Genomic DNA, 16,483 nt, shown 5'->3' with positions numbered 1-16,483 from the left:
CGGTCCGTCACGTATTCTGGAGAGCATGGCTGCCGGCACCACGTCCCCCGACTCCACCGTTCCGGCGCCGGGCGGCCGCCCCGCAGACACCGACGTCACCAAACGGATACTCGCAGCAACCGTCGACCTCGTTGCCCAGCACGGCTACGACGCCCTGCGCATGGAACACGTAGCCAAGCAGGCGGGCTGCGGCAAGCCCGCGATCTATCGGCGGTACACCGACAAAGCCGAACTGGTTGCGGCCGCAGCCATGACCGTCCTACAGCTCGGGGATCTCCCCGACACCGGAAACGTCGAAGAAGACCTGCTCGAACACGCACTGGTGAACCGGGCGAACCAGCAAGCGCCGGGCGCGCCCGCGACGGCAGGGAGCGTCATCCTCGCCGCCTTCGAACCGGCCGTGTTCGCCCTGCTGTGGGAGCAGTTCTTCCGACACCGCCGCGATCAGGGCGCGGCCATCATCGAACGCGCCATCACCCGTGGTGAACTCCCCGTCGACGTCGACGTCGACGTCCTGCTCGACACCATCGCCGGCCTTACCCTCTACCGGCAGACCGTCAAGCAGATCGACATCCCTGTCGAGCAGTATCGCGCCGTCATTGCCGCACTCGTCGCTCATCCACCGCGTAGGAGCAAGTGAGTCGAACCGACGAGTTCAACCAGTGTCGCGCCGAGATCCCCAACTGAAATTCGATGTCTCAGGACAACAGTAGAGGTCTGACCACAGTAGGAACCCACGGACGACGTCACCTCTCAGCTCAGCGCAAAGTAGTTATGCTGAGACCGCACGACTGGCGAGGGTGGGCAACCACCGGGGAGTGCACGTAGAGCAGCCATCGACCGCCTGGGTGTCTCTCGATTTCGATCGAGAGGACCAACTGTGACAGCCCAGATCGTCGATGGCCGTACCGTAGCGGCACAACTCCTCGACACCGTCACCAACGAGACGGCTCAATTCGTCCACCAGCACAGCCGCCGCCCATGCCTGGCGACCGTGCTCGTCGGCGACGATCCTGCCTCCCACACCTATGTACGTATGAAGCGCAACCGGTGCACCTCCGTCGGCATCGAGTCGCGCTACGTGGAACTCCCGATCGACACCACCACAACCGCCCTCATCGCAGAGATCACTGCCCTGTCCGCGGATCCGACCGTCGACGGAATCCTGCTACAGCACCCAGTTCCCGACCACATCGACGAACGCGCGGCGTTCGAAGCGATCGCCCCTGACAAGGACGTCGACGGCGTCACCATGCACAGCTTCGCTGCAATGGCCCTCAACGAGAATGGCTTCCACTCCTGCACCCCGGGCGGGATCCTTCGGCTACTTGACGCCTACGACGTCCCGCTGGCCGGCATGCACGCAGTGGTGATCGGCCGCAGTCCGATCCTCGGAAAGCCCGTCGGGATGCTGCTCCTCGCGCGCGATGCGACGGTCACGTACTGCCATTCCCGAACCCGGGACCTGGCTGATCAGGTACGGCGTGCCGATATCGTCGTCGCCGCAGTAGGCCACCCTGCACTGATCCGGGGCGGCTGGATCAAGGATGGCGCCGTGGTCATCGACGCGGGCTACAACCCGGGCAACATCGGCGACGTCGACTACGCCGGCGCAGCCGAGCGGGCACGGCTCATCACGCCTGTACCCGGCGGGGTGGGTCCGATGACGATCGCGGTTCTCCTCGAGCAGACCCTCGCCGCCGCAAAAGCTGCAGAACAGAGGTAGCTGCGCTATCCGGTTCTCGGGATACACCGGACCGTGACAGACTCGCCGATGTGGAACTGTTCCCAATGATCGAACCGTACGACTCGGGATACCTAGTTGTCTCTGATGGCAACTCGTTGTACTGGGAGACCATCGGCGTTCCGTCGGGCGTTCCCGTCGTCTATCTTCACGGAGGCCCCGGATCCGGCTGCACTCTGGGTATGCGTAGATTTTTCGACCCAGACGTGTTCCGCGCGGTGCTGTTCGATCAACGTGGCTGCGGGCGCAGCACACCCCGTGCTGACGATCCCGACACGGATCTCTCCACGAACACCACCGCCCACCTCGTCGCCGACCTCGAGAGACTCCGTGAACACCTCGGAATCGAGAGATGGGTCGTGGCCGGGGCATCGTGGGGCGTCTGCCTCGGACTGGCCTACGCGCAGACACACCCCACACGAGTGATAGGGATGGCATTGGGCGCGATCACCTCCGGTAGCCACAAGGAAGTCGAGTGGATCACCCGCGACATGCGGCGCATTTTCCCTCGTGAGTGGGAACGGTTCGTCGAGCCGGTTCCGGAGGCCGATCGCGACGGCAATCTCGCGGCTGCCTACGCACAACTACTCGCCCACCCAGACGCCGATGTTCGTGAGAATGCCGCGTTGCGCTGGTGCCAGTGGGAGGACACCCATCTTTCACTCGTTCCCGGGTGGACGCCCTCCCCTCGCTACCAGGACCCCACCTTCCGAATGATGTTTGCGCGCCTGGTTACTCACTATTGGGGCAATGACCACTTCCTCGCCGAGAATCAACTCCTGGACGGCATGGGCCGGCTCGCGGGGATACCGGCGATTCTCGTCCACGGTCGATATGACGTCTCCGGTCCCCTCGACACCGCGTGGGAATTCTCCCGACAGTGGAAAGGCAGCCGTCTCGTAGTCGTCGACGATGCCGGTCATGGCGGCGGCAGTTTCACCAGCGAGCTAATCGAAGGGATCAACAGCTTTGCTGGGACGGCCGGTGGTCGCCCACGCGACATCGGCCAGACCGAGGCGTGAGGACATGGCAGCTGCCCACCACGACACGCGGTCTGCGCACCAAGGGATGTCAAGTTGCGCTGTGACTGTGGCACCGGATTATCGTGCAACGCGTGCGTCTCGTAGCCGGCGTGGAAGACATTCGGCTATGTCTCCGGCGTCGAACTCGACACCCCTTCCGGCAAGAAGATCACGCTCGGATCGGGGGTACGAAAAGAGTCTCAGCCGCGTCGGAACTGTTCTCGATTCTGCCGGGCAGCGATCAGGTACCGTCATTTGACGAGTACGTCGCTGCCCGGCTGTTCCCGCTGAACTTCCAGCCATACACACCGACTGTGACGCGCGCGGATGAATGGAAACGTAGCGGGAGCGGAGCGCGGGAACACATGCAGGTCGACGCTTATGTCACGCATACACCGCACGACCTCCGGCCAACCGTCATTGCCGCACTCGTCGCTCTCCCGCCGCGTAGCTCGAGTGAGCAGGAGATCGCTTTCAGTCACGCGCTCGGAGAACGTGGACGTAGTTGGCGACGGCAAGCCCACCCATGTTGTGCACTGCGGCAACATCTGCCACCGGTAGCTGCATGTCGCCTGCCGTGCCGGTCAGTTGCATCGCACTGAGGACCAACTGGGACACACCCGTCGCACCCACCGGGTGACCCTTGGACTTCAGGCCACCCGACACGTTGACGGGCAGAGCCCCGTCACGGTCGAATATGCCCTCCGCCAGTTGCGACCCGCCCTTACCGGGCTCGGACAATCCGAGCACCTCGTAGAGGACGAGTTCGGCGATGGTGAAGCAGTCGTGCAGTTCGACGAAGGACAAGTCCGACGCAGCTACACCGGCTCTCTCCAACGCGGTCCGCCATGCGACGTGTGAGCCGCGCATCGCCAAGGGGTCGCGTCGACTCGCGGGATGAAAGTCGTTGGCCTGCCCCATCCCCGCGAGCCGCACCCCAGCGGTGCCGGCTGACGACGACGTTCGATCCGCGGTGGTGACGACCACGGCAGCCGCCCCGTCGGACACCGGTGAACAGTCCGTGCGACGCAGCAGGTCCGCCACCATCGGGTTGTCGGGCCCCACGGTCCGGCAGAAATCGTACGAGAAGTCGCGGTGCAGATGCGCCCACGGGTTCGCGAGCCCGTTTGCGTGGTTCTTCGCCGCGATGCGCGCCATCGCATCACTGGGATCTCCGTACCGCGTGTCGTATGCCCGCGCCACTTCGGCGAACAATCCCGCGAAGCCGACGCTGGACGGCTGGCCGGCGCTGTCGTAGTCGGCGCCCACGAGAGCGCGTCCGACCACCTCGGCGCCGGCGTCGGTCATCTTCTCCGCGCCGATGACCAGGACTGTGCGTGCCTCGCCGGCGAGGATCGAGTGAACTCCGGTCCGGAAGGCCGCAGCACCCGACGCACACGCATTCTCGACGCGCGTCGCGGGTTTTCCCCACAGTCCGTCGTCGGCTTGTAGCGCCAGCGACGAGGCGAAGGCCAAGGGCTGCATGCCCGCGTTGAAGGTGCCCAGCACGATCTCGTCGACGTCTGCTGCGGTGATCCCGGCGCTCGCGATCGCATCGTTCGCCACGGTGGTGATGAGTTGTTCGAGCGTGGCGTCCTGTTTACCGAACGGCGTGTGTGCCCATCCGGCCAGCACGATCTCCTGCTCACGAGCTCCGAGCGGACTCGACATCATGACGCCACCTCCACTGCGGAGCCCGACGGCGATTCGCTCGCCGCATGGCCCGACCCGGCGGGAACCGAGGCGGCTTCTGCGCGTCGAAAATCGTTGGGCTGCAGCACGAAGAGCGCCACGATCGATACCAGTCCGGTTGCGACGAAGAAATACCACGGTGCGGTGATGTCGCCAGTCTTCGTGATGAGCCACGCTGCCACGAAGGGGGCGCACCCACCGAAGACCGCAACAGGAACGTTGTAGGCGATCGAGATGCCGGTCGACCGGATCCGCGTGGGGATCAGCTCAGTCATAGTCGCGTAGGTCGACGACACGTACAGACCGAACGTCACGGCGGTGGCGAGCAGTGGAAGCAGGAACGATTCGGGTGTCGCTCCGGGTCCAGCCTGGAAGAACCAGAACATCGACGCAGTACCGAGCACACCGACCACAAGCAGGAACGGCTTGCGGCCGTAGCGATCCGTGAACGCACCACCGATCGGCATGACCGCAGCGGCCAGCGCACAGGCCAGCAGGACGTACCAGAATCGGGTCGAGTTGCTGAAGCCGAGGGTGTTGGTCATGAAGGTCGAGGCGAACGTGAGCACCAGGTAGAAGATCGACGAGTGCAGCACGATGATGCAGAACACAAGTGCGAGAGCACGCTTCCACCGCATCGATTCACGCAGCGGAGCCTTCTCGTGCTCCCCCGCTGCCTGCAGTGCCATGAACTCGGGGCTGTCCTCGAGCTTGAGCCGGATGTACGCGGCGATCAGACCCAGCGGACCAGCGATGAGGAACGGGATGCGCCACCCCCACGCCGCCATGCCGTCCTCGCCGAGCAGCGCCGTCAGGCCGTTCGCCACGAGGCTGCCCAGCATCAGGCCGAGCACAGCGGTGACCATCAGCCAGCTCGTCGAGAAGCCGCGACGACGCGGGCCGGCATACTCCGCGACGAAGCTGGTCACGGTGCCGATCTCACCACCTGCCGAGAAGCCCTGGACGCAGCGCAGCAGGATCAACAGGATCGGTGCGGCGATACCGATCGATGCATACGTGGGCAGCACACCGATCAGGCACGTCGATCCCGACATCAGGACCATCACGATCATGAGTGTCTGCTTGCGCCCGATCCGGTCGGCCATCGGGCCGAAGAAGATCCCGCCCAGCGGACGGATGAAGAAGCTCAGGGCAAACACCGCGAAGCTGCTGAGCAGCGCGACGGCGGGGGATTGCGACGCGAAGAACAGTTGCCCCATGGTCACGGCGAGGAAGCCGTAGACGCCGTAGTCGAACCATTCGATGAGGTGGCCGGAAACGGCGCCGACGAAGGCACGTCGCCGTCGAGTCGCTGAGACGGGAGTCGCGGTTGTCATCGTGTGACAGCTCCTTCGGTGTCGGCCAGCTTGAAGCGGCGGATCTTGCCCACGCTGGTGCGCGGCAGTTCGGGTACAACGGTCCACTCGTGTGGACGGGCAGCTTTGGTGAGATTGAGTGCAGCCCACGCTGAAAGCTCATCGGCGCTCGGAGGATCCTGCGGGTCGCGAGCGACCACGTAGGCCACCGGCACCTGGTCCCGGATCTCGTCCGGACGAGCCAGCACCGCGGCCTCGAGGACACCCGGTGCCTGGGCGACGGTCGCCTCGACCTCCGTCAGTGAGACATTCTCGCCTGCGACCTTGATGACGTCATCGGCTCGTCCGACAAATCGCCAGCCGTGCGGTGTCTCGGCAGCGAGATCGCCGGTGAGCATCCAGACCGTGCCGTTCTCGTCTGTGCGGAACGTCCGTTCCGTCGTCGCCGGGTCGTCGAGGTATTCCTCGAAAAGCGTATCGCCGCGGATACCGGCGACCGCAATCATCCCGGTTTCTCCGGGGACCACCGGATCGAGGGTGCCCGGTGTCACCAGCCGCGCGACCCGCCCCTCGAGCGGCGTGCCGATCAGGTCGGACACGGGCGGAGTGCTTCGGTCGTAGGTAACGATCGGGACCGTCTCCGTCATGCCGTAGAGCTGACGGGGCAGGCATCCGGCGAGTCGGCCGAATTCCGCATGGTGTTCGGCGCCGAGGCTCTGGGCGAACCACACATGCCGCAGTTGGGCGGGCGGCTGGTCGGCAGGGGTACGGGCCAGGACCATGCGCATCGGAGCGGCGAACAGGCTCGCGTGTGTCGCGCCGAGCGCTATCGCGTCGCGCACCCATCCGCTCGCCGAGAAGGTGGCAGTCAACCCGACCCCAGCACCCACCGCGATCGCCGACGCGAAGCAGTAGTACTGGGCGTTGCCGTGGAACAGCGGCAGCGTCACCAACCAGCGGTCGCCGGCCTGGAGGTCGGCCGCGACGGCCATTGCCGTCGCCACCCGGAAGTAGTTGGCCTGGGTCAACACCACGCCCTTGGGCTGGGATGTCGTGCCGGAGGTGAACATGAGGGCGAGTCGGTCGGCAGGTCCGGGTGCAGTCCACTCCCCCGTGGCGACCTCGTCGTCGACGAGTCCTACGGCCGAGTCCAGGACGTCGCGGGCCGTCTCGGTCAACTCCGCCGTGGGCAGCCCGTGAACAGCGGCGCCTTCGAGGTAGGCGTCGCGGCGTGTCGACGAGTGGAGTCCGAGCTTCGGCGACGTCCGGCCGATCTGCTGGTCCAGGTCTCTAGCGGAGGCGCTCGGGTCGGCCGGAACGATCCATGCGCCTACCCGTGCGGCCGCAAGCCACAGCGCCACGAAAGCCGGGCAGTTACGAAGGCACAGGTGAATGCCGTCGCCGGCGACGATGCCACGACGGCGCAGACCAGCCGCAGTGCGCGCGACGACGTCGTCGAACTCGGTATACGTCCAGCGTGTGACGGTGCCGTCCTCGTCCTGGAACACGAGGAAGGTTCCGGCGCCGTGCCCGCGAACCGCAGTCGCCCACAACGAATCGAAAGTACCCGGCAATCCACCGAGTGGTGTGCCCGCATCGTTATCCCGGGCTACTACCGCCGCTGCCGATCCAGCGCTTGTGATCCACGTCATGCTCTACATATTCAGTGGTGAGCCGACATTTTGCTACGGCCCACAGGCCAACCCGGCTGTAAGGTGATTGGAGAAAACTCCAATCCGGGCCCCTCGGTGGATAGATAGGAGACCCGACAATGACGGTGACGCTCGAGTCGGTCGCCGCGATGCTCCGCGCCGAAGCCGAACAGATCGCGCAGAAAGCGGCCGACGACATCCACCGGGAACTCCCCGACTACCTGAGCATCGACCGCAACGAGCTCATCGCTTCGGCCCGGCTGAATGTGGCGCGCGGCATGCTCACTCTCGAAGAGGGGCGAGCACCGCGCGATATCCCCGATGGCGAGGCACGGCAGACGACCCGGCGGCGGATCAGCCAGGGCATGACCATCGAAGACATCATCCGGGCATATCGACTCAGCCTCAACGCCATCCACAACCGCTTCATCGAAGTCGCACGGGAATTCTCGTTGTCGGCCGAGTCGACACTGCGTGGCTCGACGCTCCTGTGGGACGTCGGCGACTGGTTCGTCGCCGACGCCGTCAAGGAATACCGGGCGCACGCCGTCTCGGAAGCGGTCCGTCGATCTGTGGAAGAAGCCGACGTGCTCCGGTCCCTCTTGTCCGGATCAACCCTCGACCCTGCTCTGCTCCCCCGGGTACGCGCCCTCGGCATGGATCCCAGCCGCGAGCACTACGTCGTCTTCGGGCACCCGGTATCGAGCAGCCGGGAGCGGTGGACCGCAGACCTGAGCAGGTACGGATCGACACCCGGCGCCGCGGCCCTGGTGGCGGAGGTATCCGGACGCACCGCTGCCTTGGTCACCCGCGTGCCACGCGAGATCGCGGACCGCGGGGTGCTTGCCGTGGGACCCTCTGCCCCACTGCATGCGGTCGGTGCATCCGCCGCCGTGGCAGAACAGATCCTCACACTCGTACCCAGTGGAATACCGGGCCTGCACGACCCCAGCACGATGTCGTGGCGACTGGGCATCCCAGGGGCTCCGCTGGTCACGCAGTTGCTCCGACAGCGCTACGTCGAACCTCTTGCAGGAGAGGGTGATTTCGGCGCGATCCTGCTCAACACCGTGCAGGCCCACCTCGAACACGACCGTGTCGTGCGCGCAACGGCCGAGGCGCTCGTCATCCACCAGAACACACTGCGCCACCGGCTCGCACGATTCGAGGAGCTGACCTCATGTTCTCTCGACTCGACCGAAACCGTCGTCGAACTCAGCTGGGTTCTTGTTGCCCACCGCAGCGAGGGCAGCATCGACGCATGAGCGATCCAGCTCCGACAACGACGGCAGACTCAGATTCGACGCCGACGCCACGCCCACACGCACCAACCGATTCCTGCGAGTGACGCCACCGGTAGGACCCATCTCCACCGGCTCAGCATCACGAATCGCTGGTACTGCTCACTCGACAAGAACTGCAAGCCCGGCCGATTCACAGTGGGAGGTTCCCACCAGTAGCTCCCCGAGCCGGTCAGCGCCTGAGGCCACGCGAAAACGGCGATCGCGGCCGCGACGACAATGCACGTCGCGGGGAATGCCACCCAGAACCAGGGAAACCCTGACGCGGGTCCCAGCTGAGGCCGCCGCGGCACGACGATGCCCGCCGTCAAACCCACAGCTCCGAGAACGCACAGTACCAACCACGCCATGAGTTCGGAGACTACGGCTCTTCCATCTGGAAGTCCGGACAATGCGCACGATGCCCCGTTGCAGACCGCGAGTCGGCGTAGTGTTCAGACGGCCATCCAGCAGTACATGCCCTCACCCCGCTGGCGCGCAGTCTGTGCGAGCGCGCGCCAGTCGCGGAGCATCGGCAGCAACTGAGCGGGATCCCCCGCGCCCCAGAACTCCTCGGTCTCCGACCACGGTCCGACAACCTCCGCGAGACGCTCATCGGTCGCCGCCGCCAGCGCATTGGTGAAAGCGTCCGGCATCGAAACAATCCACGCCGCTTCGTGATCCGGATCGCTGATCAGCGGGACCCAGGTCCGATCCCCAATGATCCGGTCGTAGGGTTCACCGGAGAGCAGAGCCATCAGCGTGCCTGCCTGAACAGTCGCCTCGACCGCATCGAGTACGGGTGCGTGCGACAGCGCGGGCCCGTCGTCGACTGTGGCAGCCGCAGTCTCGTCGTCCGGTGCGGTGAAGTACGTGTTGATGACGCCCATGCGACCCATCCTGGCAGAGGCCGCGGCGACCGCGGGATTCGCTTACAAACGCACCGGAGGCAGTGGTTCGATGTCGGCTCGCGACTCTGAGCCCGAGCGCGTATCCCGGATCGCCGAGAGCGCGTCCGAAAGAGTCGGCCCGAGCAGGTGCAGCGAATCCAACCCGCGCGATTCCCACACTGGGAACTCGCCGTCCGCGCGACGAGCTGACGTGTCCCAGAGCAGTGCGTCGCCGTTCTCGCTCCACCCGAATACATGCAGCGCCTCGACACGTGCCCAGTCGCCGTCCGGTTCGATCATCCACTCGAACTCCTCGGCCCGACCGTCCCGGTAACGGTCACGAAACCGCTCGTTGAGAACCTCTGCGCGCCCACGTCCGTCCGCGTAGCCCGGAAACACCGGCGGATAGATCAGCCAGAGACCGAAGGTCCGCGCCCAGCCGTACCGCCGGATGAAGTCTCGATAGGACGGCGGGTATCCCCCGCCCTCGGCGAACCGAAACGATTCGAGCGCGGCGAAATCGATGTGTTCCGTTGACAAGTCGACGCCGCCATCGGACAGGTGTGGGCGACATTCGGGCATGGGTGCACGATACCGGGACGCCGTGGGTGCTCTCACCGGGCGAGTGGAGACGGGATCCTGATCGACCGGTATCCGTCACCGGTGCGGGACGGCGTCCAGCGGCGCCAGTGCTTCACCGAGAAGCGCACTGGAGCATGTTCCTGCACGTGCGCCGCCGCGGCGGGCAAGCGGTGGTCGCCCGGGAACGACAACCACAGCGAGAGCGAGGAGCCAGTCGAGCCGATCGTCGCTCGCACTCCCGAGACACCGAGCGTCCGACCGTATCCGTCCACCTCGAACCGTCCGGAATCCTCCACGGACACTCCGGCATACGCTTCGCCGGTCGCTGGATCGATGAGGCGCGCCGGCCCGCCGACGACCAACCCGACGAGCGGACGGCCATACCGAGTGACATCCTCGCGTGCAGCGCCGTCGAGCGCGTCGAGGATTGCGTTCACACGCTCGGCGCGGACCCTCCACTCGCAGTGGGTGTGCTGCGTGCGCCGCGGACCCCCGAGTAACTCCGTGGCGATCTGTCGCCAGCGTTCCGAGCGGTCTTCTGGACCGCCGGCCCACAGCCGGAACCCCGAGGCCTGGGCATCGACATGCTCGGCCGGGACCGCACATGCGTCGAGGAATGCACGCACCTGCATGTAGGTCGCGGACGGCTTCCGGCTGCGTAACGTATGCGCACCCCGAGGCAACAGGGAGCCCGTCGTAGGTCACGAACTCGGGCTGCGTCATGCGGGCAGGCCCTCTGACCGCGGTACGTTCACCCGCAGGCCCTCGGGAGCACCGACCGACCAGAACCCATCGGGCGATCCAGCGGGAATCAGCGGTTCGATCCACCGCGTCACGACCTCGACGACCACGGCCTCGAGATCGTCGCGCGTCCAGTCGCGCAGCCGCGACGGCACCGCCGGCTCCCAGCCGAGCTCGCCCCATTCCACACCGAAGAGCCGACGCTCCTCATCGAAGCGGCGATCGAGTAGGAAGGCGTCGCGCCCGTCGAATCGGGCCCAGACGTCGAACGGCCCCTCGCCGTCCTGGTCGACGACAACATCGATGGTGATGCCCTCGATGTCGACACCGTCTGCGCGCGCCGCGGCGAGGAACCCGCGGAGCCGGTCGGCAACCTCGGTCGAAGCCGTCGTGAGAATCCGCCGCACCGCGGCCTCGTAATCGCCTGTGTCCACGCGGCCAGAATATCCGCCGGTCAGACGCAGCCCAGGAGATCTCGATATCGGAGAACCCCTCGCCTCCCCTTCATTCGAAGAAGGCTGCAGCGCAGGTAATCACGCCGGGACCGCGGCGCCCCCTGCAGCGCTACGGTCCCGGCGAGTCCGGTGGCCAGCGCGACAAGCACGCGGGCAGGTCTTCAGGGCCCCCGAAGGAGCGTCCTTGCGCGTGCGCCCCTCAGATAATGAGGGCGGCGACACCGACACAGACGATGATGAGCACAGCCACCAAAGCACCAAAGGCAAAGGAGCCGGTCAGCACCAACGCCGGCACGCCGGCCGGTACTCCGGAGCCGAGCGCGATGGCCGTGTGCGACCGGAATCGGGACTCCGACAGCTCGGAGTCGTTCGTGCGGGAATCCATCCGAGACTCGGGCATCACAGGACTTCGAGTCCCTTTGCCGAGGCACCGCGGTTCCCCATGCGGATACATCGAGTCGGTCGGCGACATCGGCAGCGGCATGTTCCTCGGCCCTTTCGAAACTCCAGCCGGATCGGTGGTTGTCCGGCTCCTCCTGGGAGCTGTGGGTGTGAGGTGCGGCGGTATGTCTACCGCCAACGGTTTTTATTGCGAAGCATCACAACCGTTTGCCCACGAGCTAGTTCTACATCACACACGCGAGCGGGTCCACCCAGGAAGAACGCCAGGTTTGTGCTGGTGAGAGGCAATTTCGGCACGTTCGTACACATTGTCGACGATCGCGTCGACAGGGCATGGCCGGCTGCTCCGCCCCTGGTGACGGGGGTTTCTGCGCATTTCGCGGGGTTACCAGCAGTAAGCAGACAACTCACAGCGCTCGGGCACCGCAGGCTCTCCGACGTCGGCAGATGGGCCCTTCAGCGGAAGTATTGAGGTCTTTGTACCCATCGAACGTTGCGGTAGTACCCAGCGGAAATCGGGTGGTACGGCCGTGGTGTCCCGCCCGTCTCCGAAGGTCGGAGTCACCACCCATCTCGAGTCGACTTCTTCACTGCGGTCCGGCATCCCCTGCAAGAGGGGTCTTTCGCCGCCAGTGCTCGCGGTCGTCGGCGAGCACCCACTCGACCACGTCATCGTCGGGGCGAACGGAATCGGTGAGCCAGTGGCTCTCGTCGGGTGCCCACCCGGCGATCACACTCGCGGTGTCGTCGTCGACGCAGATCGCTGTTCCCGCCGCGGCGAGATATCCCCTCACCGTGAGGTGCACTCCCCCGTACGCCTCGGCGACGCGACTCCAATCGGGCATCACCCAACGTCCGTCGCGCCCGGTGGTCCGATACCAGTCGTGACGTTTCTGCGCCGTCACCTCCAATGGGTATCGACGGCACAGATCGGCCCACGCGTCGGCACCGTCGATCTCGAATACCTCGATGCCCGCGGGCACTGGCATGCGCCGAGCGAAGGCCTGCTTCCAGCCCATGCAGTCTTCGACGAACAGGACGCCCGACGGCAATCCATCGTCGAGCGACCGCGCCGAACAGCGCGCTTCCCACGGAAACGACCACCACTGACCCGAGTACATCGCCTTCGGGTCCCGCGGGCGCTCACGTTCCGCCCTCACTTCCTGCTCGACGACGCGGACACGCCACGCAGCCAGGCGCTCGGTGAGAGGTGCCTGCTCGCGGGGCTCCTGCGGCCTCGCTTCAGCAGTGTCGGCCCACCCCACCGACCACTGGTCGTCGCGATCCACCTCGGACAACCACCACTCGACGTGAGATGACTGCGCGATGTGGGCGGCGACGCGTCGCAGTTCTCGTCGCATGGGAGTTGTAGCGGCGAGAATGTCTTCCCCGTCGGGTTCCTGCCAGTAGCGGGCATGGTCCACTGCTACCCCGAGCGCCGAACGCAAACCGGCTTCCGTCACCTCGGGAAGCGGCACTGTTGCGAGCCGGCGCGCAACCTCATCCGGTGAAATATCCGGCAGTGGTTCGTCAGCGCCGGGCCCGAAGATGACCCCCGGGTTGGGGTCGAGGTCATGCGCGGCGTAGAAGACGGCGGAGTTGAAAGAACTCCGGTCGTAGTTCTGCTGGGTGGCGCGGTCGGCTTCCCGCGCAAATTCCAACAACAACCTGCGGCCACGGGGACCTGCCAACAATGTGTCTTCCGTCATGCGGACCAGTAGATCACCGGACGACCCGAGTCACCGGTGGGTGTACGGCAGGGCGTCAGGGCACCCGGACGCCCTGCCACTGATCAGACCAGCGAGCGATACACGCGTGACTCGAATTCGAGGAATCCGTCAACAGATGCGCGGTCGGCGAACGGCAGGATCTGCGTCGCCCAGATCCCAGCGACGTCGGCAGTGCGATCGATCCAGTAGTACAGATTGGCCAGGCCGGCCCAACTCAAGGATCCGGCGCTGCGACCTGTGGGCGCTTGCTCTTCGTTGACCATGAAGGTGTAGGCCCACGTCTTGCGCTGACCCGGAAAGAATTCTGCGTCGTTCGACAGCTCCGGCTCGACACCGGGCAACATGGTCACCTGAAGGTCGCCGAGACCGTTGACCGCAGCGTTCGCAACGGTTTCCGGCCGCAGCACCCGTCCGTGCTCACCTTCGCCGTCGTTCAGCCACATTCGCAGAAAACGGCTGTAGTCGCCGATGGTCGAGTACAGCCCGTGGCCACCCATATCCACCTCGGGCTGCTGCGGCAGCACCAGACCGGTCGGTTCCAGTGTGCCGTCGGCTCCGCGTTGGTGGATCTCGGTCCGCCGCTCTTCCATCGACGGCGTCAGACGGAACGCCGTGTCGCTCATACCGAGTGGCCGGAAGACCCGTTCTGCCATGACCTTCCCCAGCCGCTTCCCACGAATGGCCTCGACCACCAGCCCCGCCCAATCGATGTTGGACCCGTAGTTCCACCGGGTACCCGGCTCGAACAACAACGGGGTGTTCAAAGCCGCGCGAGTCGCTGTGATGACACTGGGATGCACGCCGTCGACGAGGAGACGATGATACGTCTCGTCGAAGAACGAGTAGCCGAATCCGGCCGTGTGCAACAGGAGCATTCGTGTGGTGATCTGGGTATTGGGCGCGCGCAGCTTCAGGGCGCCGGCATCATCGAACCCCTCTGCGACGCACAGGCCTGCGATCTCAGGAATGTAGTCCGATGCAGGAGCGTCGAGGTCGAGCAACCCCTCCTCGACGCATTGAAGCACCGTCGTTCCGGTGATGGCCTTGGTGGTGGAGAACATCGCGAACACCGAATCGGTCGTCATGGGTGCCGCATCGTTCATTGACCGGACACCTGCCGCACCTTCGTACACGGGCCCGGCCGAGCGCGTGACTGCGGCGACGACACCGGGAACCCGATCAGGTCCATTGGAAGCGGTGGTGACATCGGCGAGAGCATCGTCGAGCGTCGACTTCAACGGAGACTGTTTCAACGTGGACATGTCGATCCTTTCGGTGTGATGAGCAGCACAACGAAAGGTATGGGATCCCTCACCCTGATACGTCCGCGATCGGCAGTAACCATCTGCAATCGGCAGCAACGGGGTGTTCAGCCGTTACGCCGCCGAGCCAGCGTCTCCGACGGGTTCTCCCCGAATCGGCGGCGATAGGCGGCTGCGAAAACACCCATATTGATGTAACCCCATTCGTGGGCAGCCGCCGACACTGACAACGCTCCCGCGCTCAGTGCGCGGTGGACGCCGTGCAGCCGACGCTCGATGAGATATGCGCGCGGCGACATTCCCACGTATTTGTTGAATGCGCCGTTCAGCGCGCGAACGCTGACACCTGCCGCCAGCGCCGTCTCGGCGACGGTGGGCAGGTCCTTGACGTGCTCGTCCATGTATTGCACCGCTGCCCGCACATACCCGGGCGCCGCAACGGAGGAGGGCTCGGAGAGATCGATGCCTGCAGAGCGCGACCACTCGTCGAGTAGGTGAGCGGCGATCATCTCCTCGAGATTCCGGCCGACCCTCCCGGTGGCGACGGCCTGGGGCGCCGTCGACGCCGTTCGCGCTGCGTACTCGAGCAGCGCCAGCCACGAACTGTTCTGCCCACCGATCGGGCACCGGTGGCTCCACAACCGTTCGCCTGGGACGTGGCCCCACCACTGCAATGCCAGATCGGACAGGAGTCGGTGCGGAATCGTCAGGTTCAGCTGGAGATGGTCGGGTGCCGCGCCGAGCCGATAGTCCACCCTGCTGCAGTCCGCGACGAAGGTCCCACCCACGGTCAGCTCTGTCTCGTCGCGTGTTCCTGCAGCGTGACGAGTCGATCCTTGCAGGGTGGTCAGCACGAGGACGTTTCCCGCGTCGGCGTCGAAATTCCGGAGATCGACCTCCACGCCGTAGCAGAAATGTGTCATCGTGATGGTGCTGATCTGCACAGAGAACATCGATGACGCGGGGATGATGTTCCGGCCGATCGGCTGCACGTCGAACCGCATGTACTTGTCGTCGGTCCACATACGGATCGCGTCCCAATCCGATTCGGGAGCCGTCAGGCGACGGCTACGCGGTGGTCTCGGGTCCGGCTGTGGCGACACTCGTCCACGGTAGGCGACGAGGCCGGTTCGATGCGCCTGACTCCCATGACCTCGAGCAGATCCAAGCGATCGTCCGCGATGTGCAGGACGGCTTCACCAACGACGCATCACTGATGAACACCCATCTCGCCGACGACGCGATCGTCGCCCGGAAGAACGCATGGTCGACGAAACAGGACGCCGACGGCGGCAATCCGCCGGAGATGAACGCGCTGTACATCTTCGTGAAGCGGGACGGTCGCTGGCTCATCTGGAGGAGGCAGAACACCATCGTTTCGAGTTAAGGGGCCGAGCCGCCGTTCGGGGGAGCCTGCAAACATCGCTACATCACCGCGCAACCGCTCTCGGTAAGAGACTGGAGGATGTCCGGAGTTCCGTGGGACTTCGGCAGCGGTCTCGACAATCCCCGCCGCACTTCACTGCAATGCCATCTGAGGGTCTTTCCACCGCTTCACATTACGGGAATGATCCCGCCACACGAGATCATCGGCTCGGCTCCACCGCCGAGTCTGCATGGTAGGCCTGCGTCATCGTCCTTCCCACACTGGCCCACAGCTGACCCATAACACCGCCCGAGCATGGGCGGACGCGAAATAGACTGCTGACCGGTGG

General features: G+C 65.2%; 17 protein-coding genes. 5 read left to right on the top strand and 12 right to left on the bottom strand.

The window, feature by feature from the left end; genetic code table 11:
• The first annotated feature begins 25 nt into the window (after positions 1–25).
• The 3 genes from HCA61_RS18815 to pip all read left to right on the top strand — a co-directional run bounded on the left by HCA61_RS18815 (position 26) and on the right by pip (position 2,766).
• On the top strand, positions 26–640 hold the full coding sequence (locus HCA61_RS18815; RefSeq protein ID WP_169689722.1) for a TetR/AcrR family transcriptional regulator: 615 nt from the start codon (positions 26–28) through the stop codon (positions 638–640).
• Between the two features lie 240 nt (positions 641–880).
• Positions 881–1,726 (top strand): bifunctional 5,10-methylenetetrahydrofolate dehydrogenase/5,10-methenyltetrahydrofolate cyclohydrolase, encoded by an 846-nt coding sequence (locus tag HCA61_RS18810; protein WP_169689721.1) that lies wholly within the window; start codon positions 881–883, stop codon positions 1,724–1,726.
• A gap of 65 nt (positions 1,727–1,791) precedes the next feature.
• Positions 1,792–2,766 carry a prolyl aminopeptidase gene (pip, locus tag HCA61_RS18805; RefSeq protein ID WP_169689894.1) on the top strand — a complete coding sequence of 325 codons (975 nt, stop codon included), beginning with the start codon at positions 1,792–1,794 and terminating at the stop codon, positions 2,764–2,766.
• A 474-nt stretch (positions 2,767–3,240) separates the two neighbouring features.
• Here the strand turns inward: pip and HCA61_RS18800 are convergent, their stop codons facing one another.
• Genes HCA61_RS18800 through HCA61_RS18790 form a run of 3 tightly spaced genes read right to left on the bottom strand, consistent with a single transcriptional unit; the run spans position 3,241 to position 7,426 of the window.
• Positions 3,241–4,440, bottom strand: coding sequence for a thiolase domain-containing protein (locus HCA61_RS18800; protein WP_240959823.1), 1,200 nt, complete (start codon positions 4,438–4,440; stop codon positions 3,241–3,243).
• Positions 4,437–5,795 (bottom strand): MFS transporter, encoded by a 1,359-nt coding sequence (locus HCA61_RS18795; RefSeq protein WP_169689720.1) that lies wholly within the window; start codon positions 5,793–5,795, stop codon positions 4,437–4,439. The genes HCA61_RS18800 and HCA61_RS18795 overlap by 4 nt, the downstream gene beginning before the upstream one ends.
• The gene (locus tag HCA61_RS18790) at positions 5,792–7,426 is read right to left on the bottom strand and encodes a class I adenylate-forming enzyme family protein (RefSeq protein WP_240959821.1); all 1,635 of its coding nucleotides are present in this window, start codon (positions 7,424–7,426) and stop codon (positions 5,792–5,794) included. Before HCA61_RS18790 ends, HCA61_RS18795 begins: the two co-directional genes overlap by 4 nt.
• 119 nt (positions 7,427–7,545) lie before the next feature.
• On the opposite strand from HCA61_RS18790, the gene HCA61_RS18785 reads away from it, so the two are divergent.
• Positions 7,546–8,691 carry a helix-turn-helix domain-containing protein gene (locus HCA61_RS18785; RefSeq protein WP_169689719.1) on the top strand — a complete coding sequence of 382 codons (1,146 nt, stop codon included), beginning with the start codon at positions 7,546–7,548 and terminating at the stop codon, positions 8,689–8,691.
• Positions 8,692–8,720: 29 nt separating this feature from the next.
• Here HCA61_RS18785 and HCA61_RS18780 read toward each other — a convergent pair whose 3' ends face one another.
• The 9 genes from HCA61_RS18780 to HCA61_RS18740 all read right to left on the bottom strand — a co-directional run bounded on the left by HCA61_RS18780 (position 8,721) and on the right by HCA61_RS18740 (position 15,871).
• Complete coding sequence (locus tag HCA61_RS18780; protein ID WP_169689718.1) at positions 8,721–9,077, bottom strand: amino acid permease; 357 nt, start codon at positions 9,075–9,077, stop codon at positions 8,721–8,723.
• Positions 9,078–9,161: 84 nt separating this feature from the next.
• Positions 9,162–9,596 carry a hypothetical protein gene (locus tag HCA61_RS18775; protein WP_169689717.1) on the bottom strand — a complete coding sequence of 145 codons (435 nt, stop codon included), beginning with the start codon at positions 9,594–9,596 and terminating at the stop codon, positions 9,162–9,164.
• A gap of 42 nt (positions 9,597–9,638) precedes the next feature.
• Complete coding sequence (locus HCA61_RS18770) at positions 9,639–10,178, bottom strand: hypothetical protein (protein WP_169689716.1); 540 nt, start codon at positions 10,176–10,178, stop codon at positions 9,639–9,641.
• A 32-nt stretch (positions 10,179–10,210) separates the two neighbouring features.
• Entirely contained in the window at positions 10,211–10,804 is a 594-nt protein-coding gene (locus HCA61_RS18765) for a hypothetical protein (protein WP_240959819.1), read from the bottom strand.
• A gap of 93 nt (positions 10,805–10,897) precedes the next feature.
• Positions 10,898–11,353 (bottom strand): DUF6389 family protein, encoded by a 456-nt coding sequence (locus HCA61_RS18760; RefSeq protein WP_169689715.1) that lies wholly within the window; start codon positions 11,351–11,353, stop codon positions 10,898–10,900.
• 220 nt (positions 11,354–11,573) lie between these two features.
• Positions 11,574–11,759 carry a hypothetical protein gene (locus HCA61_RS18755; protein WP_169689714.1) on the bottom strand — a complete coding sequence of 62 codons (186 nt, stop codon included), beginning with the start codon at positions 11,757–11,759 and terminating at the stop codon, positions 11,574–11,576.
• 604 nt (positions 11,760–12,363) lie between these two features.
• Positions 12,364–13,485, bottom strand: coding sequence for a hypothetical protein (locus HCA61_RS18750; protein ID WP_169689713.1), 1,122 nt, complete (start codon positions 13,483–13,485; stop codon positions 12,364–12,366).
• Between the two features lie 83 nt (positions 13,486–13,568).
• Positions 13,569–14,768 (bottom strand): serine hydrolase domain-containing protein, encoded by a 1,200-nt coding sequence (locus HCA61_RS18745; RefSeq protein ID WP_169689712.1) that lies wholly within the window; start codon positions 14,766–14,768, stop codon positions 13,569–13,571.
• 107 nt (positions 14,769–14,875) lie between these two features.
• Positions 14,876–15,871, bottom strand: a complete 996-nt coding sequence (locus tag HCA61_RS18740) for an AraC family transcriptional regulator (RefSeq protein WP_346777603.1) — start codon at positions 15,869–15,871, stop codon at positions 14,876–14,878.
• Here HCA61_RS18740 and HCA61_RS18735 point away from each other — a divergent pair.
• Positions 15,862–16,155 (top strand): hypothetical protein, encoded by a 294-nt coding sequence (locus tag HCA61_RS18735; protein ID WP_169689711.1) that lies wholly within the window; start codon positions 15,862–15,864, stop codon positions 16,153–16,155. The two genes, HCA61_RS18740 and HCA61_RS18735, sit on opposite strands and share 10 nt — an antisense overlap.
• Positions 16,156–16,483 lie beyond the last annotated feature (328 nt).

This window comes from Rhodococcus sp. HNM0563, assembly GCF_012726195.1.
Taxonomy (GTDB): Bacteria; Actinomycetota; Actinomycetes; order Mycobacteriales; family Mycobacteriaceae; genus Rhodococcus.
Note: the sequence above shows the minus strand (reverse complement) of the source record. Positions and strands in the feature narration are given on the sequence as shown.